This window comes from Pseudomonas sp. UTLPPB19802, assembly GCF_059730225.1.
Map to the genome: position 1 here is coordinate 2,629,776 of NZ_AP048545.1, position 21,322 is coordinate 2,651,097.

Below are 21,322 nucleotides of genomic sequence, written 5' to 3' on the forward strand. Positions count from 1 at the left end.
TGACACATGACTCAGAAATTCGACGTGGTAGTGATCGGTGCGGGTCCTGGCGGCTATGTGGCTGCCATCAAGGCTGCGCAACTTGGCCTCAAGACTGCCTGCATCGAGAAGTACCAGGACAAAGAGGGCAAGCTGGCCCTCGGCGGTACTTGCCTGAACGTTGGCTGCATTCCCTCCAAGGCGCTGCTGGACAGTTCCTGGAAGTACCATGAAGCCCAGGAGGCATTCGGCGTCCACGGCATCACCGCCAGCGACGTGAAAATCGACGTCGCGGCGATGGTCGGTCGCAAGGCCAACATCGTCAAGAACCTGACCAGCGGTGTTGCCACCCTGTTCAAGGCCAATGGCGTCACTTCGATCCAGGGCCACGGCAAACTGCTGGCCGGCAAGAAAGTCGAAGTGACCGGTCCCGATGGCGTAGTCCAGGTGATCGAAGCCGAGAACGTGATCCTGGCTCCAGGTTCGCGTCCGATCGACATCCCGCCTGCTCCAGTTGACCAGAACGTGATCGTCGATTCGACCGGCGCCCTGGAATTCCAGAGCGTACCGAAGCGCCTGGGCGTGATCGGTGCCGGCGTGATCGGCCTGGAACTGGGTTCCGTGTGGTCCCGCCTGGGTGCCGAGGTGACTGTCCTGGAAGCCCTGGACACCTTCCTGGTGGCTGCCGATACCGCCGTTTCCAAGGAAGCGCTGAAAACCCTGACCAAACAGGGCCTGGACATCAAGCTGGGCGCTCGCGTCACCGGCTCGAAGGTCAATGGCGAAGAAGTCCTGGTTAACTACACCGACGCCAACGGCGAACAGACCATCACCTTCGACAAGCTGATCGTGGCCGTAGGCCGTCGTCCAGTGACCACCGACCTGCTGGCTGCCGATAGCGGCGTGACCATCGACGAGCGTGGCTTCATCTTCGTTGATGATCACTGTGCCACCAGCGTACCGGGCGTTTACGCCATCGGTGACGTGGTTCGCGGCATGATGCTGGCTCACAAGGCCTCGGAAGAGGGCATCATGGTTGTCGAGCGCATCAAGGGCCACAAGGCCCAGATGAACTACGACCTGATCCCATCGGTTATCTATACCCATCCGGAAATTGCATGGGTCGGTAAAACCGAACAGGCCTTGAAAGCTGAAGGCGTTGAAGTTAACGTCGGCACCTTCCCGTTCGCCGCCAGTGGCCGTGCCATGGCAGCCAACGATACCGGCGGTTTCGTCAAGGTCATCGCCGATGCCAAGACCGACCGCGTACTGGGCGTCCACGTGATCGGCCCAAGCGCTGCCGAGCTGGTACAGCAAGGTGCGATCGGTATGGAATTCGGTACCAGTGCCGAAGATCTGGGCATGATGGTCTTCTCCCATCCGACCCTGTCCGAAGCGTTGCACGAAGCGGCGTTGGCAGTGAATGGCGGTGCCATCCACATTGCCAACAAGAAAAAACGCTAAGCGAATAATAAGAAACCACGGCGGATCGCCCGTCGCGAGCCTTGTGCGCAAGACTCACCGCGGAACATCCGCTGGACGCAGTCTTGCGTCGTTGCACCGGGCAACCGGAAGGCGATGCAAGCAGCAGTCACAGGTGGTGCGGCCCTGGTCATCAGAGCAGCACCGAACGCGCAGTACCTAACGAAGACGGTAAAAAGCATGAATCTTCACGAGTATCAGGGTAAGCAGCTGTTCGCTGAATACGGCCTGCCAGTATCCAAAGGCTACGCGGTAGACACCCCGGAAGAAGCAGCAGAAGCTTGCGACAAGATCGGTGGTTCCGAGTGGGTAGTCAAAGCCCAGGTCCACGCCGGTGGTCGCGGTAAAGCGGGCGGCGTCAAGCTGGTTCGCAGCAAAGAAGACGCCAAAGCCTTCGCACAGCAGTGGCTGGGCAAGCGTCTGGTGACCTATCAGACTGACGCCAATGGTCAGCCGGTCACCAAGATCCTGGTTGAATCGTGCACTGATATCGCTAAAGAGCTGTACCTGGGCGCTGTCGTTGACCGTTCGAGCCGTCGCATCGTGTTCATGGCTTCCACCGAAGGTGGCGTGGACATCGAGAAAATCGCTCACGACACCCCTGAGAAGATCCTCAAGGCCACTATCGATCCACTGGTTGGCGCACAGCCATTCCAGGGTCGCGAGCTGGCATTCCAGCTGGGTCTGGAAGGCAAGCAGGTTGCCCAGTTCGCCAAGATCTTCGTAGGTCTGGCCAAGCTGTTCCAGGACCACGACCTGGCCCTGCTGGAAGTCAACCCGCTGGTGATCAAGGCCGACGGCGACCTGCACTGCCTCGATGCCAAGATCAACATCGACGCCAACGCCATGTACCGTCAGCCTAAGCTGAAAACCTTCCACGATCCGTCCCAGGACGATCCGCGCGAAGCCCACGCTGGCAAGTTCGAACTGAACTACGTCGCGCTGGAAGGCAACATCGGCTGCATGGTCAACGGTGCCGGCCTGGCCATGGGTACCATGGACATCGTCAACCTGCACGGCGGCAAGCCAGCCAACTTCCTCGACGTGGGCGGTGGTGCTACCAAGGAACGCGTTACCGAAGCGTTCAAGATCATCCTGTCCGACACCAACGTCGCTGCAGTACTGGTCAACATCTTCGGCGGCATCGTTCGCTGCGACATGATTGCCGAAGGCATCATCGGCGCCGTGAAAGAAGTCGGCGTGAAAATCCCGGTTGTTGTGCGCCTTGAAGGCAACAACGCTGAACTGGGCGCTAAAGTACTGGCAGAAAGCGGTCTGAACATCATCGCTGCTACCAGCCTGACCGACGCTGCTCAACAAGTTGTCAAAGCTGCGGAGGGCAAATAATGAGCGTCCTGATCAATAAAGACACCAAGGTTATCTGCCAGGGTATCACCGGTTCGCAGGGTAGCTTTCACACCCAGCAAGCGATCGAATACGGCACCCAGATGGTCGGTGGCGTAACTCCGGGCAAAGGCGGCACCGAGCACCTGGGTCTGCCAGTGTTCAACACCGTGAAAGACGCTGTAGCTGCCACTGGCGCCACCGCCAGCGTGATCTACGTTCCAGCTCCTTTCTGCAAGGACTCGATCCTGGAAGCGGCCTTCGGCGGCATCAAGCTGATCGTCTGCATCACCGAAGGCATTCCTACCCTGGACATGCTGGATGCCAAGGTCAAGTGCGACGAGCTGGGTGTTACCCTGATCGGCCCTAACTGCCCAGGCGTCATCACTCCGGGCGAGTGCAAGATCGGCATCATGCCAGGTCACATCCACTTGCCAGGCAAGGTCGGTATCGTTTCCCGTTCCGGCACCCTGACCTATGAAGCCGTGAAGCAGACCACCGACGCCGGTTTCGGCCAGTCGACCTGCGTTGGTATCGGTGGCGACCCGATCCCTGGTTCGAACTTCATCGACATCCTGAAGCTGTTCCAGGAAGACCCGAAGACCGAAGCGATCGTCATGATCGGCGAGATCGGCGGTTCGGCTGAAGAAGAAGCGGCTGCCTACATCAAGGCTAACGTGACCAAGCCGGTTGTTTCCTACATCGCTGGTGTGACTGCTCCTCCGGGCAAGCGCATGGGCCATGCGGGTGCAATCATCTCCGGCGGCAAAGGCACAGCAGACGAGAAGTTCGCTGCCCTGCAAGACGCTGGTGTGAAAACCGTGCGTTCGCTGGCCGACATCGGCAAGGCCCTGGCCGAGCTGACCGGTTGGGAAGTGAAGAAGTAAGCTTCGGCTGACTTCCTGCTTCAGGCAAAGGCCACCTTCGGGTGGCCTTTGTGCTTTCTGGCGTATCGGCACTGGGGGGGGGGTTGCGCTTTCATATGAAATCGCGACAGCCAGGTGTCGCTTATCGGACAACTCGCCCTCAAACAGTGCGTTTTTTGTGCAAATTCGGTACTCTGGCAGCCATTTTGCGTTTGCGCCCCAAAAGGGTGGCTGCGCGCTAAACGGGTCAACCCCATACGGGTCGACAGCATTTCCCTAACCCTAAGGGAAATCCCCCTCTAAATTCCGATTCAGCAGTGTGGTATTTCCTTAAATGAAAGTGTTGAAAGGCCAGGACATCCTGGCACTTGGCTTTATGACGTTTGCGCTGTTCGTCGGCGCCGGCAATATCATCTTCCCGCCTATCGTCGGCTTGCAGTCCGGGCCTCACGTCTGGATGGCGGCGTTGGGCTTCCTGATCACCGCAGTCGGCCTGCCGGTCATCACCGTCGTGGCCCTGGCCAAGGTCGGCGGCGCCATGGATGACCTGAGCAGCCCGATCGGCAAGGTCGCCGGTGGCCTGCTGGCTGCAGTCTGCTACCTGGCGGTTGGCCCGCTGTTTGCCACGCCACGCACCGCGACCGTGTCTTTCGAAGTGGGCCTGGCGCCGCTGACCGGCGAAAGCCCGCTGGCGCTGTTCCTCTACAGTTCGGTGTACTTCCTGCTGGTGTTCTTCATTTCCCTGTATCCGGGGCGCCTGCTGGACACTGTCGGGCGTTTCCTTGCGCCGCTGAAGATCATTGCACTGGCGGTACTGGGCATCGCGGCCTTTGCGCTGCCGGCCGGTGATATCGGCACGGCCACTCCCGAGTACGTTGCGGCACCGTTCTCCCAGGGCTTCATCAATGGCTACCTGACCATGGATACCCTGGGTGCCCTGGTGTTCGGTATCGTCATCGTCAACGCCATCCGTTCGCGCGGCGTGGAGTCGCCTCGGTTGATCACCCGCTACGCGATCATCGCCGGGTTGATCGCTGGCGTTGGCCTGGCGCTGGTGTATGTCAGTCTGTTCCGCCTGGGGTCCGGCAGCCATGAAGTCGCGGTGGGTGCTACCAACGGTGCCGCAGTACTGCATGCCTACGTCCAGCATACCTTCGGTTCGCTGGGCAGCGGGTTCCTTGCCGTACTGATTTCGCTGGCATGCCTGGTGACGGCGGTCGGCCTGACCTGTGCCTGTGCCGAGTACTTCAGCCGTGTCCTGCCGCTGTCGTACAAGACCCTGGTAATCATCCTGGCAGCGTTTTCGCTGCTGGTGTCGAACCTTGGGCTGACCAAGCTGATCGCGTTCTCGATTCCAGTGCTGACGGCGATTTATCCGCCTTGCATTGCGTTGGTGGCCTTGAGCTTCTGCAAGGAGTTCTGGCATTCGCAAGGGCGGATCGTCGGGCCTGTCATGTTGGTTTCTCTGCTGTTCGGGATGATCGATGCGCTCAAGGGCGCTGGGCTGGCGGATTGGTTGCCTTCGCAGCTGTCCCACTTGCCGCTTAGCGAGCAGGGGTTGGCCTGGTTGGTGCCTTCCGTGGTGATGCTGGTGGTGGCGTTTGTCATCGACCGGATGTTGGGCAAGCCCAGCGAGGCAATGGCCTGATGTGAGGTTTTTGTCCGCCTGTCATGAGCAGGGTCGGGATGGAACGGGGAGCCCTGTGTCGGATGCGACATGGGGCTTTTTGTTTTTTGGGGAGGTTGGTATCGGGGGGATATAGGTAACGGCTGCCGATCAGTTAAGTGCCCTGTGCAGTATGTTTGTGCTTATTGGAAGTTGGAAAAAACAGCACATATTTTATCTGTGCAAAAAGTAAAGCCCGCACTCGGCGGGCTTTACTTTTTGCAGGAGTTCTTCTTTGGAAAGAAGAAACTTGGCGTACTCAGGAGCCGGTGGCTTCCTTGGCGCTTTCTTCGGCGGCAGCCTTGTTCGATTCAGCCTGAGCTTTGGCAGCTTCGGCGTTTTCCTTGGCGGCGTCGTTCACCTTATCCTGAGCTTCGTTCATTTTTTGCTGAGCTTGCTCGGCGTGTTGGTTTGCGTCTTGAGCTTTGTCCTCGGATTTCTTATCGCAGGCAGCGAGACCCAGGGAAGCGGTCAGCATCAAGGCAATAGCTAAAGTCTTACGCATGGGGTTGTTGCTCCTTTGTGGAAATAATGACTACTGGCCTTTTGAACGCCCACCCATGGCTTAAGTTCCTTTATTTCCAAAGATATATAAGTGTTTGAGAGATGGAACTTTTTTCAATGTCCATAATTTGTCGCTACCGGTAGCCCGACGAGGATTGTCATTCATGAGCCAAACCGCCGTTTTTGAGCGCGCCACGCGTTTTCTCAGTGCCCTCAGGCATTGCCAGGTACTCGGGTTGCGATTGCACGGTGTCGACGAACGCGGGCTGACCCTGGTCCTGCCCTACAGCGACGAGATCGTCGGTGATCCGCAGAGCGGTGTGATCCATGGCGGTGTCCTGAGTTCGCTGATGGATACCGCCTGCGGCATGGCGACCTTGTGCGTGCTGCCCGAGTTCGAGGTCTGTCCAACCCTCGACCTGCGCATCGACTACATGCACCCGGCCGAACCGGGCAAGGACGTCCACGGCTACGCCGAATGCTATCGGGTGACCCGCGACATCATCTTTGCCCGTGGCCATGCCTACCAGGACGATCCAGCCAATCCCATCGCCCATGTGGTCGGGACCTTCATGCGCATGGGCAAGGGTCTCAAGGGCAGCCGCAGCTTTGGCAGTTCGATCAGCGGTGGTGCAGCATGAGCCAGGCATTCAAGGACGAACTCCAGCAGGCTCATCGGCAGGGTGACTACGGCCAGCTCCTGCAACGCATTCCCTACGCCAAGCTGATCGGCATCGAGTGCTCGCGGCTGGGCGATGAGTTGCTGTTCCGCCTGCCGGCGAGCAAGGACAATATTGGTAACCCTTTATTGCCGGCGATCCATGGCGGGGTCATTGCCGGCTTCATGGAGCTGGCGGCAGCCCTGCACCTGCTGGTGTTCACCGGCTCGCCGGGGGTGCCCAAGGTCATCGACTTCTCGGTCGACTATCTGCGGGCCGGGCAGTTTCGCGACACCTATGCCAAATGCCAGGTCTGCCGCCAGGGGCGGCGGATTGCGAACGTGGCCGTGACTGCCTGGCAAAGTACCGAGGCAGAACCGATTGCCACCGCCCGAGCCCACTTCAAGATCGAGGAAGCGTTAGCGGGCACTTGAAATCCCCAACACAGCCCCCAAATTTGATGACAACCCGCCGCCAACCTTGCAAGGCGGCCACTGCCATCCAATTGGAGTTTGATGACCATGAGTGTGGAAACTCAAAAGGAAACCCTGGGCTTCCAGACCGAGGTGAAGCAACTGCTGCACCTCATGATCCATTCGTTGTACTCGAACAAGGAGATCTTTCTGCGCGAATTGATCTCCAACGCCTCCGACGCCGTCGACAAACTGCGTTTCGAAGCCCTGTCCAAGCCCGAGTTGCTGGAAGGTGGCGCGGAGCTGAAAATCCGTGTGAGCTTCGACAAGGACGCCAAGACCGTCACCCTCGAAGACAACGGTATCGGCATGAGCCGTGACGATGTGATCACCCACCTGGGGACCATCGCCAAGTCCGGCACCGCCGATTTCATGAAGAATCTCTCGGGCGACCAGAAGAAGGATTCGCACCTGATCGGCCAGTTCGGCGTGGGCTTCTACTCGGCCTTTATCGTCGCCGACCAGGTTGAAGTGTTCAGCCGTCGTGCCGGCCTGGCCGCCAGCGAAGGCGTGCACTGGTCGTCGAAGGGCGAGGGCGAGTTTGAAGTCGCCACCATCGACAAGGCTGATCGCGGTACCCGCATCGTCCTGCACCTGAAATCCGGTGAAGATGAGTTCGCCGACGGCTGGCGCCTGCGCAACATCATCAAGAAGTACTCCGACCATATCGCCTTGCCGATCGAAGTGCCGAAGGAAGCCGCTGCCACCGAAGGCGAGGAGCAGCCGGCGCAGGAATGGGAAACCGTCAACCGTGCCAGCGCGCTGTGGACCCGTCCGCGTACCGAGGTCAAGGACGAGGAATACCAGGAGTTCTACAAGCACATCGCCCACGACTACGAGAACCCGCTGAGCTGGAGCCACAACAAGGTCGAAGGCAAGCTGGAGTACAACTCGCTGCTGTACGTGCCGGCCCGCGCCCCGTTCGACCTGTACCAGCGTGAAGCGCCGAAGGGCCTGAAACTGTACGTGCAGCGCGTGTTCGTCATGGACCAGGCCGAATCCTTCCTGCCGCTGTACCTGCGCTTCATCAAGGGTGTGGTCGACTCCAACGACCTGTCCCTGAACGTTTCGCGGGAAATCCTGCAGAAAGACCCGATCATTGACTCGATGAAGTCGGCGCTGACCAAGCGTGTCCTCGACATGCTGGAAAAACTGGCGAAGAACGATCCCGAGCAGTACAAGGGCTTCTGGAAGAACTTCGGCCAGGTCTTGAAGGAAGGCCCGGCGGAAGACTTCGCCAACAAGGAAAAAATCGCCGGCCTGCTGCGTTTCGCCTCGACCCAGGGCGAAGAAGGCGAGCAGGTGGTGTCCCTGGCCGAGTACCTGGCTCGCGCCAAGGAAGGCCAGGACAAGATCTACTACCTGACCGGCGAAACCTACGCCCAGGTCAAGAACAGCCCGCACCTGGAAGTCTTCCGCAAGAAAGGCATCGAAGTGCTGCTGCTGACCGATCGTATCGACGAGTGGCTGATGAGCTACCTCAACGAATTCGATGGCAAGAGCTTCGTCGATGTCGCCCGTGGCGATCTGGACCTGGGCAATCTGGACTCGGAAGAGGACAAGAAGGCTGCCGAGGAAGTCGCCAAGAGCAAGGAAGGCCTGGTGGAGCGTCTCAAGACCGCCCTGGGCGAAGCTGTCAGCGAAGTGCGGGTGTCCCATCGCCTGACCGATTCGCCGGCGATCCTGGCGATCGGTGAACAGGACCTGGGCCTGCAGATGCGCCAGATCCTCGAGGCCAGCGGGCAGAAGGTTCCGGATTCCAAGCCGATCTTCGAATTCAACCCGAGCCATCCGCTGATCGAGAAGCTTGATGCCGAGCCGGACGAGGATCGCTTCGGCGACCTGTCGCACATCCTGCTCGACCAGGCGGCCCTGGCGGCCGGCGACAGCTTGAAGGACCCGGCAGCCTATGTGCGCCGACTGAACAAGCTGTTGGTCGAGTTGTCGGCCTGATAACGCTGTAGGAAAACCCGCTTCGGCGGGTTTTTCATTTTATGGATGCCTTTACGGAGTATGTAATGAGCCAAATCACTGTCAGTTCCGTGGCCTATCAGATTGATGGCCAATCCTACGAAGGCCGCCTGGCTTTCGATGCCAGCCACAAGGGCCCGCGTCCGGGCCTGCTGATGGCGCCGAACTGGATGGGTGTCAGCGCCGGGGCGGAAAAGATCGCCCAGTCGGTAGCGGCCAAGGGCTACGTGGTATTGATCGCCGACCTGTATGGCAGCGCGGTACGCCCGCAAAACGGCGACGAGGCGGGTGCGGCAATGATGCCGCTGAAGAATGATCGGGCCGAGCTGCGCAAGCGCATGCAAAGGGCGTTTGAAGCCTTGCAGGGGCAGGCGCTGGCGGCGGTCGATACTTCCAGGCTGGCGGCTTTCGGCTTCTGCTTCGGTGGCTGCTGTGCACTGGAATTGGCCCGGACCGGTGCGCCGCTGAAGGCTGCGGTGTCGTTCCACGGCACGCTGGACACGCCGAACCCGGCGGATGCGAACAACATCAAGGGTTCGGTGCTGGTGCTGCACGGTGCTGCCGATCCACTGGTGCCGAAGGAGCAACTGCCGGCTTTCGAAGAGGAAATGAATGCTGCCGGGGTCGATTGGCAACTACTGAGCTACGGCGGTGCGGTGCATTCGTTCACCGACCCGCATGCGAATGTGCCGGGCAAGATGATGTATGACGCGAAGACCGCCAGCCGCGCCTTCACGGCCATGCACAACCTGCTGGAGGAAGTGTTCGCCGGCTGAGATCTCCGGCGATCTTCAGGTCGCTTTCGCGGCGATGCAGCGTCCCGACAAGCCCTGCTCATACAAGGTAAGCGACGACAATCTGTAGGAGCAGGGCCTTGCTTGCGAAGGGGCCCCAGGGGCCGTAAACGAAGCTGCCCCAGGCTCGGTACCGTTATGCACCGGGCTTGTGCGGCAACTCGATCCGCCCGGTTTCCCCAGGCACCTTCGGCCAGTCTCCCGCAGCCCAGCGTGCGCGAGCCTGGTCGATCAGCGCCGGATCGCTGGCAACGAAGTTCCAGTTCATCCGCCGCGGCCCATCCAGCGGCGCCCCGCCGATCAAAACCAGATGCACCTCACCCTCGGCCGCCAGTGTCGGGCTCTCGCCCTTGGGCAGGACTACCAGGCTGCGTGGCTCCAGGCGTTCACCATCCAGCTCGACCTCGCCGGCCAACACGTACAGCGCCCGTTCCTCGTGCTCGTCGGGCAGCAGCAGGGTAGTCGCCGACTCCATCAGTATCTCGGCGTAGACCGTGGGCGACAGCACCGGCACGGGTGATGTCAGGCAGAAGCCATTGCCGGCGATCAGGCGGATCTTCACCCCCAGGTTTTCGCTGGTTGGCAGGCTGGCCGCCGGATGATGGCTGTAGTGCCCGGCACCCTGTTCATGTTCCCTGGGCGATGCCAGCCAGACCTGCAGGCCGTGCAGCGCCGAGCCGCTGGCGGTGAGGTCGGCCGGTGTGCGTTCGACATGGGCGATGGCGCTGCCGGCGGTCATCCAGCTCACCTCGCCGGGGCCGACCTGCTGGTCGGAGCCCAGGCTGTCCTTGTGCTGCAACCGGCCTTCGAACAGGTAGGTCAGGGTCGACAGGCCGATATGCGGGTGTTGCCGGATATCCATGCCGCTGCCCGGCGGATAGCGGGTTTCCAGCATGTGATCGAAAAACACGAACGGGCCGACACTGCGGCATTGGGCCGAGGGCAGGGGACGCAGGATGGGTTGACCTTCGACATCCTCGGCGCGAGGACGAATCACCAACGGTGTACTCATGGGGCTTCCAGGCTAGGCGGGCAATGCGCAGAGCATAACCCGCTTTTGCGTCACTGCCCTTACTGACTGAAGGCGCCTTCGGCCAGCAGTGTCTCGATGCTCACTTCGGTGGTGGTCATCAACTTGTGGATCGGGCAGCGGTCGGCGACCTTGTGCAGTTCGTCGCGCTGGGCGTCACTCAGCACGCCCTTGAGGGTCAGCTTGACCTGCAGGCCATACTTGCCTTTCTGCTCCTGGCTGTTATCACGCTTGACCTCGACCGTAACGCCGGTCAGGGGGATGCCTTTTTTCTGCGCATACAGCTTGAGGGTCAGGGCCTTGCAGGTGCCCAGCGCAGCGTCGAAATAGTCGTGGGGCTCAGGCGCCGAGCCTTCCCCGCCGATGCTCTTGGGCACGTCGGTGAACAACTCATGATCGTCGATCTGCACGCTGTGACGAAAACCTTCGTTCGATTCGGTATTGATGGTGATGGTCATGACGAACCTCCTGGAGAACGTGGCGGGAAAGTCCCTGAATTCTATAGAACACCGAGTCATGATGGTGTTCAGCTTTTATTTGATGGTCACGCCTGTTGTGCTGAACACACTGGGCACTACAAGCGAGTCTGGCGGTTGTCGCAAAAAAAAGCCCCGAACCAGTCGGGGCGTTTTTCATGTCGCGATCAGGCTGGACTCACTTGCCCTGCCAGCGCTTCAGGACCAGGGTGGCGTTGGTGCCACCGAAGCCGAAGCTGTTGCTCATGACGTTGTTCAACTGAACGTTTTCACGAGTCTGGGTCTGTACCGGCAGGTCGGCGACTTCCGGGTCCAGCTCTTCGATGTTGGCGGAGCCGGCAATGAAGTTGCCTTCCATCATCAGCAGGCAGTAGATCGCCTCGTGCACGCCAGCGGCACCCAGCGAGTGACCGGACAGGCTCTTGGTCGAGCTGATGGCCGGAGCCTTGTCGCCGAAGACTTCACGCACGCCCTTCATTTCCGCGACGTCGCCGACCGGAGTCGAGGTGCCGTGGGTGTTCAGGTAGTCGATCGGGCCGTCAACGGTGGACATTGCCATCTGCATGCAACGCACGGCGCCTTCGCCGCTTGGGGCAACCATGTCGTAGCCGTCGGAGGTCGCACCGTAGCCAACGATTTCGGCGTAGATCTTCGCGCCACGGGCCAGGGCGTGTTCCAGCTCCTCGACCACCACCATGCCGCCGCCGCCGGCGATGACGAAACCGTCACGCTTGGCGTCGTAGGCACGCGAGGCTTTCTCTGGCGTGTCGTTGTACTGGGTGGACAGGGCGCCCATGGCGTCGAACAGGAACGACTGGCTCCAGTGCTCTTCTTCACCGCCACCGGCGAAGACGATGTCCTGCTTGCCCATCTGGATCTGCTCCATGGCGGTACCGATGCAATGGGCACTGGTGGCGCAGGCGGAGGAGATCGAGTAGTTCAGGCCTTTGATCTTGAACGGAGTGGCCAGGCACGCGGAAACGGTGCTGCCCATGGTACGGGTCACGCGGTATGGACCCACGCGCTTGACGCCTTTCTCGCGCAGGGTGTCCAGCGCTTCCATCTGGTTCAGGGTCGAGGCACCACCGGAGCCGGCGATCAGGCCGGTACGCGGGTTGGATACCTGCTCTTCGCTCAGGCCGGAGTCGGCGATCGCGTCCTTCATGGCCAGGTAGGCGTAGGCCGCCGCGTGGCCGACGAAGCGGTAGATCTTGCGGTCGATCAGTTCTTCGAGGTTGAGGTCGATGGAGCCGGAAACCTGGCTACGCAGACCCATTTCGGCATATTCCGGGTTGAAGCGGATGCCAGGGCGGCTTGCACGCAGGTTAGCGGAGACGGTCTCTTTGTCATTGCCCAGGCAAGAAACGATGCCCAGACCAGTGATAACGACGCGACGCATGCGGATAACCCTTAGAAGTTGTCGGTGGAGGTGAACACGCCGACCCGAAGGGCTTCGGCGGTGTAGATTTCGCGTCCGTCGACACTGACCGAACCATCGGCGATGGCCAGGTTCAGCTTGCCTTTAAGGACGCGCTTGATATGAATGTTGTAGGTGACTTTCTTGGCGGTCGGCAGGACCTGGCCAAAGAATTTCACTTCGCCCGAACCCAGGGCACGGCCACGGCCCGGCAGACCCTGCCAGCCGAGGAAGAAACCGACCAGCTGCCACATGGCATCCAGGCCCAGGCAGCCCGGCATTACCGGATCGCCTTCGAAGTGGCAAGCGAAGAACCACAGGTCCGGATTGATATCCAGTTCGGCGACCAATTCACCTTTGCCGTACTTGCCACCCTCTTCGCTGATATGGGTGATGCGATCCACCATCAGCATGTTCGGGGCGGGCAGTTGCGCGTTACCTGGGCCGAACAGCTCACCGCGACTGCAGCTCAGCAGTTCTTCCCGGGTAAAGGCGTTTTGTTTGGTCATGCGAGCTCCTCAATAGTTCCATGCGGCAGGGTGGGGTGTAGCTTCCCGGCCGATCGAAGCCCTCATGCCTCGAATCGACAGCCTACTCATAGACTATTGCGTTGTAGTGAAAGTCACAGCACAAGGGACATGAATGTACACTTGTGCACTGAAATTATAAATCAAGCCGGTTTCGCGGCTCGTTCGGGTGCCTAAGACTGCCGCACTTTCGCCTTTCACGCCAGTCGCACGTGGTAATTCAGGGCACCCAACGCTGGAGAATTCGCTGCAGATCGGTGCGTTTGAAGGGTTTGGCCAGATAATCGTTCATCCCCGCCTGCAGGCACTCTTCACGGTCACCCTGCAAGGCATTGGCGGTCAGTGCGATGATGGGCAGCTCGGCGCAGCCAGGCAATTGGCGGATTTGTCGGGTGGCTTCATAGCCGTCGACGAGCGGTAGCCGGCAATCCATCAGGATGGCGGCAAAAAGGCCATTTCTTGCACCCTCGATGGCCTCGGCACCGTCATGTGCCAGGCTGACCTCGAACCCCAGACTGTGCAGCATCGCCTCGATCACGGTCTGGTTCACCGGATTGTCTTCCACCAGCAGCACCTTGCGACCCTCGCCGTGCCCGGCCAGCAATTGCGGCAGTGCCTCCGGCTCGACCAGGCGCTGCAGGGCCAGCGGGATTTCCAGGGTGAACACCGAGCCCTGGCCTTCTTCACTGTGGGCGTGCAGGGTGCCGCCCATGCGCTCGGCCAGGGTCCGGGCGATCGGCAGGCCCAGGCCGGTGCCGCCGTAACGGCGGGAAATGGAACTGTCAGCCTGCTGGAAGGCATCGAACATCAGTTCCAGGCGCTCGGTGGAAATACCGATACCGCTGTCGCGCACCGTGCAACTGAACCAGATCACCTCGTTGTCCAGCACCTGCCAGGCCGGTTCGACGCTGACGCTGCCCTGTTCGGTGAATTTCAGGGCGTTGCCGATCAGGTTGACCAGGATCTGCCGAATGCGCGTCGGGTCGCCCTTGACCTGCAGGTTGTCGAGGCCGGCGGGGAACCGCAGGTTCAGTTGCAGGCCGCGTTGGGCCGCGCTGTGCTGGAAGGCCTGGGCGCAACTGCTGATCAGTTCGCCGAGGCCGAACGGAATGTGTTCCAGCTCCAGCGCCGAGCGTTCGATCCGTGAGAAATCGAGTATATCGTTGATGACCTTGAGCAGGTGTTCGGTGGACTCCGAGGCCAGCGCCGCGTATTCGGCCTGTTCCTCGCTCATTTCCGTGGTTTCGAGCAACTGCAGCATTCCCAGGACACCGTTCATCGGCGTGCGCAGCTCGTGGCTCATCATGGCCAGGAAGTCGGACTTGGCGTTGTTCGCCCGTTCCGCTTCCTCGCGGGTCTGGATCAACTGTGCGATGGCCTGGTGCTGCTCGCGGCTGGCCTGTTCGAGGCCGCTGGCAAGGTTGTTGATATGTCGTGCCAGGTCACCCAGCTCGGTGTCGTCGGGCACCGGCAGCGGCGTCTTGTAGTCGCCTTGCTGGATGGCTTTCACCGCATGGCCCATGGCGCTGATCGGCTGCGACAGGTTGGCTGCCAGACGGCGCGCCAGCAGGAAGGTGAAGAGCAGCGCGAACAGGGCAAGGATTCCGGCCTTGAGCAGAATTTCCTGCTGGCGCTCGTTGAAGGCGCCATTGGACATGCCGACGATCACCCGGCCAAGGTAATCCTCGCCGGTTGCCGTGGAGTTGGCGTAGGCGCCCTGGAGGAAATCGCTATCGAGCTTGATCCGCTGCAGGCGCACCGGCGCCTGGAAGATCTCGACCTGTTGGGCCCGGTTGTGGCTTTCGGCCGGCTGCTCGACATACACCAGGATGTTGTTGCTACGGTCCTGGACCTCGAGGAAACGCACGTGCGGAGTCGCCAGGCTGGCCTTCATCAGGCTTTCGAGCACGTCATTGTTGCCGGAGATGACCCCGTATTCGGTGGCCGGCGCCAGCTGGTTGGCGATCAATTGGCCGGTGTGGTTGACTTCCTGGCGCAGGTCCTGGATTCGCACGAAGGTGAAGAAACTGATCAGGAGCAGGGTCAGCAACAGCGCCGGGCCGAGGCTGATCATCTGGGTGCGGGCGTTGATGCCCCAATGCCGACGAAGATTCATGGATGCGTTTCTCCTTCGGCCAGCCGGATGGCGACGGACGTTTCATCGATGGTCTCGAGGCTTAGCGAACGGGCGACCTGCGGATTGCTCAGGACCTTGAAGTGTGCTGGATAAAGTGCGCGCGGCCAGCTGGAAGCGGGCTGGTCGAGCAGCTTGTCGAGGATCGCCAGCCAGTCGTTCTGGTCGCTGTAGCTGCTGGCCAGGCTGCCGGCCTTGACGAAGCCGGCATTCGGCCCGATCAACGCCAGTTGCCGGGCGTAGCTGCTGAGCAGCAGGTTTTTCGCGGTCTTGGGGTTGTACAGCGTCGGGTCGTCGATCCCCAGCAGCACGTCGCTGTTGCGCAGCAGATCCTGCAGTGGCCGGCTGTCGACGGTGTTGTCCCAGCGCTGGGCGACGATTTCCAGGCCCAGTGGCTGGGCGGCCTGGCGCAGTTCGGCAAGCAGGAATTCGCTGTCGTCGTCGTACAGCACGCCTACGCGCCGGGCTTGCGGCAGTACGGCCCGGATCAGGCGCAATTGGCGGGCCGGCGGCGGGTCGCTCCAGAGCAGGCTGAGGGAATGTGGCAGTTGCTGGCCCAGCCTTTGGCGGGCCTGCAGGCGGCTGATGCGCAGCACCAGGGTGGCCGGCCCCTGGCTGTCGGCCAGGCGCCAGTCGAGGCTCTGCGGATCGAGCAGGATCAGTCGCGTCCCGGCTGGCAGCTTGCTCGGCGCGGGCAATTGCCCGAAAGGCACGAAGCGCACTCGGTCTTCGGGGCGCTGCTGCGCCAGGGCGCTGGTGAATCCCTGGACGCCGGGGCTGTCTTCGGCCCCGGTCAGCAGCACATCGGCGGCCCGGGCCTGTTGCTGGGGCTGGGAGACCAGCAGCAGGCCCAGCAGGCAAGCGGCCAGTCTTGGCAGCCAGCCGGTACAGGCCCGTGTCATCCTTGACCGATTTTCGCTCATGCTCAGAATTCCAGCTCGGCGCTGAAGTAGAGAACCTGGCGCTGGTCGTAGTTGTTGTCGGGCCAGGTGAGCGGCTGATTGTCCAGGCGCTGCTGCATCACTCCCGCCAGCTCCAGGCTGGCCTTGTGCAACGGAATGCGCTTGGCGACCCGCAGGTCGACCCGTTCGAAACGGTACTGGTTGATCGCATCGTCGCCGTAGTAGAACAACGCACTCGACCAGCCCGCGCCCCAATCGCGCATCCAGCCGGCCGAGCCGCTATTGCGCGCCGTGAACTGGGTGTCGGCAGGGTTGCTGGCCTGTACGTCGACATAGGCGTAGGTCAGGCGCAGCCGGTCGGCGCTGCCCAGGCGCCAGTCGAGCTGGGTTTCGCTGCCGCTGAAACGCGCGCTGTTGGCGTTGCTGGCGATGTACTGGTTGTTACGCAGGGGCGAGCTGACCATCGAGGTGATTTCGTCATGGAACAGCTTCACGTCGAGGTTCAGTCCGATATCCGCGAAGAAACCGTTGTAGCCCAGTTCCCGTGAACGCATCAGCTCCTTGTCGAGATTGCCCGGACCGCGGGTCTTGACGAAATACTGGCCGCTGTTCTGGCCGTAGGTGGGCGAATCCAGGTTGGTCACCCGGTAGCTCCAGTTGACGTTGTTCTCGAACATGTCCGGTGAGCGGATCGCTTCGGAATACACCGCGCGCAGCCCATGGCGCGGGTTGATCAGGTAGTTGACGGCAAAGCGCGGGGTCAGCGAGTCGCCGGTCAGCTGGGTGTTTTCGTACATGGCGCCACCCTGCAGCAGCCAGTGTTCGCTGGCGCGCCATTCGAGCTGGCCGAACAGGCGCCAGGTATTGTCATCGAGGGTGCCGTTGAAATAGGTTTCGGAATCGGCCCTGTCGTAACGATAGTTCATGCCGCTGACCAGGCGCAGGCTGTCGGACAGGCTCAGGGTGTCCTGGATTTCCAGGTCATAGCGGGTTTCGCGGGTGCTCTGGTCGATATCGCCACAGACCGATTCGCTGGCGCCCTGGTTAAACCACTGATCCAGCACCTGATTGGCCAGCGCCTGTTCGGTGGCGTTGCCGGCGGGCGGGCTGCCGACCGAATAGCGGGTCATGTGCCGCGCGAGGTTTTCCGCGTAATTGGGGTTGAGCTGCCACAACTGGGTCAGTTGCGGGCTGAACGACACCTTGGCATCGCAGGCGCGCCAGACCTGCTGGCGGTCCCAGTGCTGCGCCGAGCCTTGCACGTAGAGGCTGTGCTGCGGGCTGAGGTCGAGGTTCCAGCGCAGGGAACCGGCGTAGTCCTTGGCCACCACGTCGGAGTTGTTGCCGGCTTCCTCGATATCGGGAAACACCGCCTGGTAGGTGTACGGTCGCTGGTTGGTGCCTTCTTTCGCGTTCAACTGCCAGTCGATGCTCTGGCTGTCGTTGAGCATCTGGCTGACCGACAGGTTGAAGCGGTTCAACCGCCGGCTGTCGCGGTAGTCGGCGCCGACGCGATTACTGTCGAAACCGTCGTCCTGCTGGCCGGACATCGACAGGCGCAGGTCGCCGGTGTTCCAGCCGACGCCCTGGCTGGCGTACCAGTCATTGATGCCGCGTGCGCCACGGGTGACCTTGAGCCGCGAACCGTGGGTGCTGCCGGGCGACTTGGTGAGGATATTGACCACCGCCATCAGCGCATTCGCCCCGTAGCTGACGGTGTTCGGTCCGCGGAAGACCTCGATGCGCTCGATATCCTCCATGGCCACCGGAATGTCGCTCCAGTCCACCGTTGCCAGGCCCGCCCGGTACACCGAGCGGCCGTCGATCAGGACCTGCATGCGCCGGGCATTTGAAGCGTCGGTACCGTGGTAGTTGATCGCCGCCTGGTTACCGTTGGTGTAGCCGACCATCATGCCCGGTACCAGCCGCAGCAGCTCGGCGATATCGCGGGCGCCACTGGCCTTGATCAGTTCGTTGTCGATCACTGTCATGCTGCCCGGCACCGACGCCGGGGATTGTTTGAGCCGAGTAGCGGTCAATACCTCGGGTAGCGGCTGGTTTTCCAGGAACAGATCGTCGGCCAGCACGGGTGTGCTGAACAGCAGCGCCAGGAGTACGGAGGAGCGGCGGTGGGGAGGGCCAGGTTGCACGGCTCAGCCTTGATGACAGTAGTAGCCGCCCATGTTAACCGAGCTGGACGGGTTTGCCATGGCATTGCGCCTGCATTCCGTCCGCGAGCGGGGAAAAGTCCTCGCCCCAGTGATGCCACCTGTCGACTGCGTTTGGGACTGGCTGCCGCCCGGAGGCTCCGTATAATGCGGCCATCGCCATTGGTAAAAACGGATTGCATATGACTGAACAGCACCCTATTGCGGTCCTGGGGGGCGGGAGCTTCGGAACCGCCGTGGCCAACCTGCTGGCCGAGAACGGTCACCGGGTGCGCCAGTGGATGCGCGACCCGGAACAGGCCGAGGCCATTCGTGTCAATCGCGAGAATCCGCGCTACCTCAAGGGGATCAAGATCAATCCGGCGGTCGAGCCGGTGACCGACCTGGTCGCCACGCTTGAAGGCTGCGAGCTGTTCTTCGTCGCCCTGCCATCGAGCGCCCTGCGCAGCGTACTGGCCGATCACGCCGAGCGTCTGCGTGGCAAGCTGCTGGTGAGCCTGACCAAGGGTATCGAGGCCCAGACCTTCAAGCTGATGAGCGAAATCCTCGAAGACATCGCCCCGCAGGCGCGTATTGGCGTGTTGTCGGGGCCGAACCTGGCCCGTGAAGTGGCCGAGCATGCGTTGACCGCCACAGTGGTCGCCAGTGCTGACGAGGAACTCTGCAGCCGCGTCCAGGCCGCCCTGCACGGCAGCACCTTGCGCGTCTATGCCAGTGCCGACCGGTTTGGCGTCGAGCTGGGCGGGGCGTTGAAGAACGTCTACGCGATCATTGCCGGTATGGCCGTCGCCCTGGGCATGGGCGAAAACACCAAGAGCATGCTGATTACCCGTGCCCTGGCGGAAATGACCCGGTTTGCCGTGAGCCAGGGCGCCAACCCGATGACCTTCCTCGGCCTGGCCGGGGTCGGCGACCTGATCGTCACCTGTTCCTCGCCCAAGAGCCGCAACTACCAGGTCGGCTACGCCCTCGGCCAGGGCCTGAGCCTGGAGGAGGCGGTCAACCGCCTGGGCGAAGTGGCCGAAGGGGTCAACACCCTCAAGGTGCTCAAGGCCAAGGCCCAGGAGTTGAACGTCTATATGCCGCTGGTGGCCGGCCTGCACGCGATCCTGTTCGAGGGCCGCACGCTCGAGCAGGTGATCGCCCTGCTGATGCGCGCCGAGCCAAAGACCGACGTCGACTTCATTTCCACCAGCGGTTTCAACTGATTTCCACGCAACGGGAGCAAGACATGAACGAAGCCAAGTATGAGTCCATCGTGCTGCGCATCCTGTGGATGCTGGTGTTCCTGCTGGTCTGGCAGGTTGCCCAGTTCATCCTCGGCGCGGTGGTGCTGATCCAACTGGTCTACCGGCTGTTCTACGGCGCGCCGAGCGGCAATCTGATGAACTTCGGCGACAGCCTCAGCCAGTTCCTCGCCCAGATCGGCCGTTTCGGCACCTTCCATACCGACCAGAAGCCTTGGCCGTTCGCCGACTGGCCGGCCCCACGTGCGCCGCAAGGCGAATCCCCGCACAGCGTGCCACCAGTTGCGCACCCTGCGCGTGACGAGGAGCCGAAGCTGTGAAATTGTGGGTATTGCGCCATGGCCAGGCCGAGCCGCAGGTAAGCAGTGATGCCGAACGCAACCTGACCGCCCACGGTCGCCAGGAGGTGCTGCGCAGTGCCGCCCACCTGATCGGCCAGCCGCTGGCGGCGATCTACGCCAGTCCCTACGTGCGGGCCCAGCAGACCGCACAACTGGTGCGCGAAGTGCTGGGCTTCGAGCCGGCGATCATCACCGTGCCCTGGTTGACGCCCGACAGCCATCCTTCGCGGGTGCTGGAGCAGCTCGATACGGCCGACAACCTGTTACTGGTCAGCCACCAGCCGCTGGTGGGCAGCCTGATCGGCCTGCTCGAAGCCGGCCATCTGCGCAGCCCGCAACCGATGGACACTGCCAGCCTGGCGGAGTTGGAAGGAGATTGGCCACTGGCCGGGGCCATGACCCTCAATGGTGTTCGTCACGCCTAGCCGGTTGCCTCACGGGGTCAGGACGGCCCCGGTCAGCTCGCTGCGAGCCTGCTTCAAGGTCACGGTATTGACCTTCGCGCCCCTGAAGGTGCATTGCTCGAAATAGCCTGACAGCAGGGTGTGGCGCAGGTCGCAATGGTCGAAGTTGTTGCCCTTGAAGCCACTCGAGAGCATCGCGCCCTTGAGGTTGGCGGCCATGAAGTTCGCCTCGTGGTACTGGCCGAAGAAGCGCACGCCGGCCAGGTCGCCGCCGCTCAGGTCGACACCGGTCATGTTGACGTTGGTCACCTGCAGCATGCGCAGTACCTGACAGATCGCATTCTTGTGCCATTCCCTGAATGGCTGGTGGATATCGAAGTCGTCAAGCATTGTCCTGGCGCTGTCATCGGTGTTCGCGGCGATGTTCAGGGCACAGTTTTTCAGGGCCTTGGTCAGTTGGGGTGACAGCGTGGTCGGTACTCGCAGGTCGAAAAGCTTTTTCTGCACATGCAGCGACACCCGACCGCCGCCCTCCAGTGCCACGCCATCCCATCTGCGCAGGATGTTGGGAAATCGGATGGCGCTGGCCACCATCAACTCCAGCAAGGCGCACAACGGGTAGGCCCCCAGCGAGGAGGTGCCGCCGAGAAATTCCCGTGCCGACTCCAGCGAATCCTTGAGCCCCAGCAAGGTCATGTCCCGTTCCAGGAGTGACGGCTGCGCCAGCGGGGACTGGCCCGGGCTGGCCTGCCGGTAGAAATCCGTTCCTGCCAGGAACGGCGGCGGTCCGGCTTTTGGCCGGCGGTTGGGCAAGGGAATGAAACTGCGCAGGAGATTGCCTATCGTCGACATGAACGCCTCGTAAAGGGCTGGGAAACGGGCGATTCGACCCGAGCCGCCGATCTGCAGCTATCAGATTCCACCCCCTTGTTCTGACG

The 21,322-nt window shown here is 61.5% G+C and carries 20 protein-coding genes; 11 read left to right on the forward strand and 9 right to left on the reverse strand.

All coding sequences use genetic code 11. The annotated features are described in order from the left end of the window. Positions 1-6 precede the first annotated feature (6 nt). From lpdA to brnQ, 4 genes are all read left to right on the forward strand, one after another. Complete coding sequence (gene lpdA / locus AC6I6U_RS11920) at positions 7-1,443, forward strand: dihydrolipoyl dehydrogenase (RefSeq protein WP_497882137.1); 1,437 nt, start codon at positions 7-9, stop codon at positions 1,441-1,443. A gap of 198 nt (positions 1,444-1,641) precedes the next feature. Next, entirely contained in the window at positions 1,642-2,808 is a 1,167-nt protein-coding gene (sucC, locus tag AC6I6U_RS11925; protein ID WP_010449065.1) for an ADP-forming succinate--CoA ligase subunit beta, read from the forward strand. Then, positions 2,808-3,692: a succinate--CoA ligase subunit alpha gene (gene sucD, locus AC6I6U_RS11930; protein ID WP_017902724.1), complete on the forward strand. Its 885-nt coding sequence runs from the start codon at positions 2,808-2,810 to the stop codon at positions 3,690-3,692. The genes sucC and sucD overlap by 1 nt, the downstream gene beginning before the upstream one ends. Positions 3,693-4,005: 313 nt before the next feature. Beyond that, on the forward strand, positions 4,006-5,319 hold the full coding sequence (gene brnQ / locus AC6I6U_RS11935; protein WP_497882138.1) for a branched-chain amino acid transport system II carrier protein: 1,314 nt from the start codon (positions 4,006-4,008) through the stop codon (positions 5,317-5,319). A 277-nt stretch (positions 5,320-5,596) separates the two neighbouring features. Here the strand turns inward: brnQ and AC6I6U_RS11940 are convergent, their stop codons facing one another. Next, complete coding sequence (locus AC6I6U_RS11940; RefSeq protein WP_010449061.1) at positions 5,597-5,842, reverse strand: hypothetical protein; 246 nt, start codon at positions 5,840-5,842, stop codon at positions 5,597-5,599. 163 nt (positions 5,843-6,005) lie between these two features. Between AC6I6U_RS11940 and AC6I6U_RS11945 the strand changes: the two genes are divergently transcribed. The 4 genes from AC6I6U_RS11945 to AC6I6U_RS11960 all read left to right on the forward strand — a co-directional run bounded on the left by AC6I6U_RS11945 (position 6,006) and on the right by AC6I6U_RS11960 (position 9,720). After that, complete coding sequence (locus tag AC6I6U_RS11945; RefSeq protein WP_497882139.1) at positions 6,006-6,482, forward strand: PaaI family thioesterase; 477 nt, start codon at positions 6,006-6,008, stop codon at positions 6,480-6,482. Beyond that, positions 6,479-6,934: a PaaI family thioesterase gene (locus AC6I6U_RS11950; RefSeq protein ID WP_497882140.1), complete on the forward strand. Its 456-nt coding sequence runs from the start codon at positions 6,479-6,481 to the stop codon at positions 6,932-6,934. Before AC6I6U_RS11945 ends, AC6I6U_RS11950 begins: the two co-directional genes overlap by 4 nt. Positions 6,935-7,021: 87 nt before the next feature. After that, the gene (gene htpG / locus AC6I6U_RS11955; RefSeq protein ID WP_497882141.1) at positions 7,022-8,926 is read left to right on the forward strand and encodes a molecular chaperone HtpG; all 1,905 of its coding nucleotides are present in this window, start codon (positions 7,022-7,024) and stop codon (positions 8,924-8,926) included. A 65-nt stretch (positions 8,927-8,991) separates the two neighbouring features. Then, positions 8,992-9,720, forward strand: coding sequence for a dienelactone hydrolase family protein (locus AC6I6U_RS11960; RefSeq protein WP_497882142.1), 729 nt, complete (start codon positions 8,992-8,994; stop codon positions 9,718-9,720). A 154-nt stretch (positions 9,721-9,874) separates the two neighbouring features. Here AC6I6U_RS11960 and AC6I6U_RS11965 read toward each other — a convergent pair whose 3' ends face one another. The 7 genes from AC6I6U_RS11965 to AC6I6U_RS11995 form a co-directional block, all read right to left on the reverse strand. Further along, positions 9,875-10,750 carry a pirin family protein gene (locus AC6I6U_RS11965; RefSeq protein ID WP_497882143.1) on the reverse strand — a complete coding sequence of 292 codons (876 nt, stop codon included), beginning with the start codon at positions 10,748-10,750 and terminating at the stop codon, positions 9,875-9,877. A gap of 59 nt (positions 10,751-10,809) precedes the next feature. Then, positions 10,810-11,226 carry an OsmC family protein gene (locus AC6I6U_RS11970; protein WP_497882144.1) on the reverse strand — a complete coding sequence of 139 codons (417 nt, stop codon included), beginning with the start codon at positions 11,224-11,226 and terminating at the stop codon, positions 10,810-10,812. 196 nt (positions 11,227-11,422) lie between these two features. Continuing rightward, the gene (gene fabB, locus AC6I6U_RS11975) at positions 11,423-12,643 is read right to left on the reverse strand and encodes a beta-ketoacyl-ACP synthase I (protein WP_497882145.1); all 1,221 of its coding nucleotides are present in this window, start codon (positions 12,641-12,643) and stop codon (positions 11,423-11,425) included. Between the two features lie 11 nt (positions 12,644-12,654). Next, positions 12,655-13,170, reverse strand: a complete 516-nt coding sequence (gene fabA, locus AC6I6U_RS11980; protein ID WP_497882146.1) for a 3-hydroxyacyl-[acyl-carrier-protein] dehydratase FabA — start codon at positions 13,168-13,170, stop codon at positions 12,655-12,657. Positions 13,171-13,408: 238 nt separating this feature from the next. Then, positions 13,409-15,304, reverse strand: a complete 1,896-nt coding sequence (locus AC6I6U_RS11985) for an ATP-binding protein (protein ID WP_497882147.1) — start codon at positions 15,302-15,304, stop codon at positions 13,409-13,411. Continuing rightward, on the reverse strand, positions 15,301-16,245 hold the full coding sequence (locus AC6I6U_RS11990) for an ABC transporter substrate-binding protein (protein ID WP_497882148.1): 945 nt from the start codon (positions 16,243-16,245) through the stop codon (positions 15,301-15,303). Before AC6I6U_RS11990 ends, AC6I6U_RS11985 begins: the two co-directional genes overlap by 4 nt. 2 nt (positions 16,246-16,247) lie before the next feature. Beyond that, on the reverse strand, positions 16,248-18,374 hold the full coding sequence (locus AC6I6U_RS11995; RefSeq protein ID WP_497882149.1) for a TonB-dependent receptor plug domain-containing protein: 2,127 nt from the start codon (positions 18,372-18,374) through the stop codon (positions 16,248-16,250). 200 nt (positions 18,375-18,574) lie between these two features. On the opposite strand from AC6I6U_RS11995, the gene AC6I6U_RS12000 reads away from it, so the two are divergent. From AC6I6U_RS12000 to sixA, 3 genes are read left to right on the forward strand one after another with little or no spacing between them, the layout of a single operon-like run. Further along, positions 18,575-19,600, forward strand: coding sequence for an NAD(P)H-dependent glycerol-3-phosphate dehydrogenase (locus AC6I6U_RS12000; RefSeq protein ID WP_497882150.1), 1,026 nt, complete (start codon positions 18,575-18,577; stop codon positions 19,598-19,600). 23 nt (positions 19,601-19,623) lie between these two features. Continuing rightward, the gene (locus AC6I6U_RS12005) at positions 19,624-19,959 is read left to right on the forward strand and encodes a DUF4389 domain-containing protein (RefSeq protein WP_497882151.1); all 336 of its coding nucleotides are present in this window, start codon (positions 19,624-19,626) and stop codon (positions 19,957-19,959) included. Beyond that, a complete protein-coding gene (gene sixA, locus AC6I6U_RS12010; RefSeq protein ID WP_497882152.1) occupies positions 19,956-20,405 on the forward strand; it encodes a phosphohistidine phosphatase SixA in 450 nt (149 codons plus the stop codon). Before AC6I6U_RS12005 ends, sixA begins: the two co-directional genes overlap by 4 nt. A gap of 9 nt (positions 20,406-20,414) precedes the next feature. Here the strand turns inward: sixA and AC6I6U_RS12015 are convergent, their stop codons facing one another. Then, positions 20,415-21,236, reverse strand: a complete 822-nt coding sequence (locus AC6I6U_RS12015) for a pentapeptide repeat-containing protein (protein WP_497882153.1) — start codon at positions 21,234-21,236, stop codon at positions 20,415-20,417. Positions 21,237-21,322 lie beyond the last annotated feature (86 nt).

Excerpts from the sequence above, each read along its gene's own strand:
- lpdA (WP_497882137.1), top strand. The coding sequence starts at position 7 with ATGACTCAGAAATTCGACGTGGTAGTGATCGGTGCGGGTCCTGGCGGC.
- sucC (WP_010449065.1), top strand. The coding sequence starts at position 1,642 with ATGAATCTTCACGAGTATCAGGGTAAGCAGCTGTTCGCTGAATACGGC.
- sucD (WP_017902724.1), top strand. The coding sequence starts at position 2,808 with ATGAGCGTCCTGATCAATAAAGACACCAAGGTTATCTGCCAGGGTATC.
- brnQ (WP_497882138.1), top strand. The coding sequence starts at position 4,006 with ATGAAAGTGTTGAAAGGCCAGGACATCCTGGCACTTGGCTTTATGACG.
- AC6I6U_RS11940 (WP_010449061.1), bottom strand. The coding sequence starts at position 5,842 with ATGCGTAAGACTTTAGCTATTGCCTTGATGCTGACCGCTTCCCTGGGT.
- AC6I6U_RS11945 (WP_497882139.1), top strand. The coding sequence starts at position 6,006 with ATGAGCCAAACCGCCGTTTTTGAGCGCGCCACGCGTTTTCTCAGTGCC.
- AC6I6U_RS11950 (WP_497882140.1), top strand. The coding sequence starts at position 6,479 with ATGAGCCAGGCATTCAAGGACGAACTCCAGCAGGCTCATCGGCAGGGT.
- htpG (WP_497882141.1), top strand. The coding sequence starts at position 7,022 with ATGAGTGTGGAAACTCAAAAGGAAACCCTGGGCTTCCAGACCGAGGTG.
- AC6I6U_RS11960 (WP_497882142.1), top strand. The coding sequence starts at position 8,992 with ATGAGCCAAATCACTGTCAGTTCCGTGGCCTATCAGATTGATGGCCAA.
- AC6I6U_RS11965 (WP_497882143.1), bottom strand. The coding sequence starts at position 10,750 with ATGAGTACACCGTTGGTGATTCGTCCTCGCGCCGAGGATGTCGAAGGT.
- AC6I6U_RS11970 (WP_497882144.1), bottom strand. The coding sequence starts at position 11,226 with ATGACCATCACCATCAATACCGAATCGAACGAAGGTTTTCGTCACAGC.
- fabB (WP_497882145.1), bottom strand. The coding sequence starts at position 12,643 with ATGCGTCGCGTCGTTATCACTGGTCTGGGCATCGTTTCTTGCCTGGGC.
- fabA (WP_497882146.1), bottom strand. The coding sequence starts at position 13,170 with ATGACCAAACAAAACGCCTTTACCCGGGAAGAACTGCTGAGCTGCAGT.
- AC6I6U_RS11985 (WP_497882147.1), bottom strand. The coding sequence starts at position 15,304 with ATGAATCTTCGTCGGCATTGGGGCATCAACGCCCGCACCCAGATGATC.
- AC6I6U_RS11990 (WP_497882148.1), bottom strand. The coding sequence starts at position 16,245 with ATGAGCGAAAATCGGTCAAGGATGACACGGGCCTGTACCGGCTGGCTG.
- AC6I6U_RS12000 (WP_497882150.1), top strand. The coding sequence starts at position 18,575 with ATGACTGAACAGCACCCTATTGCGGTCCTGGGGGGCGGGAGCTTCGGA.
- AC6I6U_RS12005 (WP_497882151.1), top strand. The coding sequence starts at position 19,624 with ATGAACGAAGCCAAGTATGAGTCCATCGTGCTGCGCATCCTGTGGATG.
- AC6I6U_RS12015 (WP_497882153.1), bottom strand. The coding sequence starts at position 21,236 with ATGTCGACGATAGGCAATCTCCTGCGCAGTTTCATTCCCTTGCCCAAC.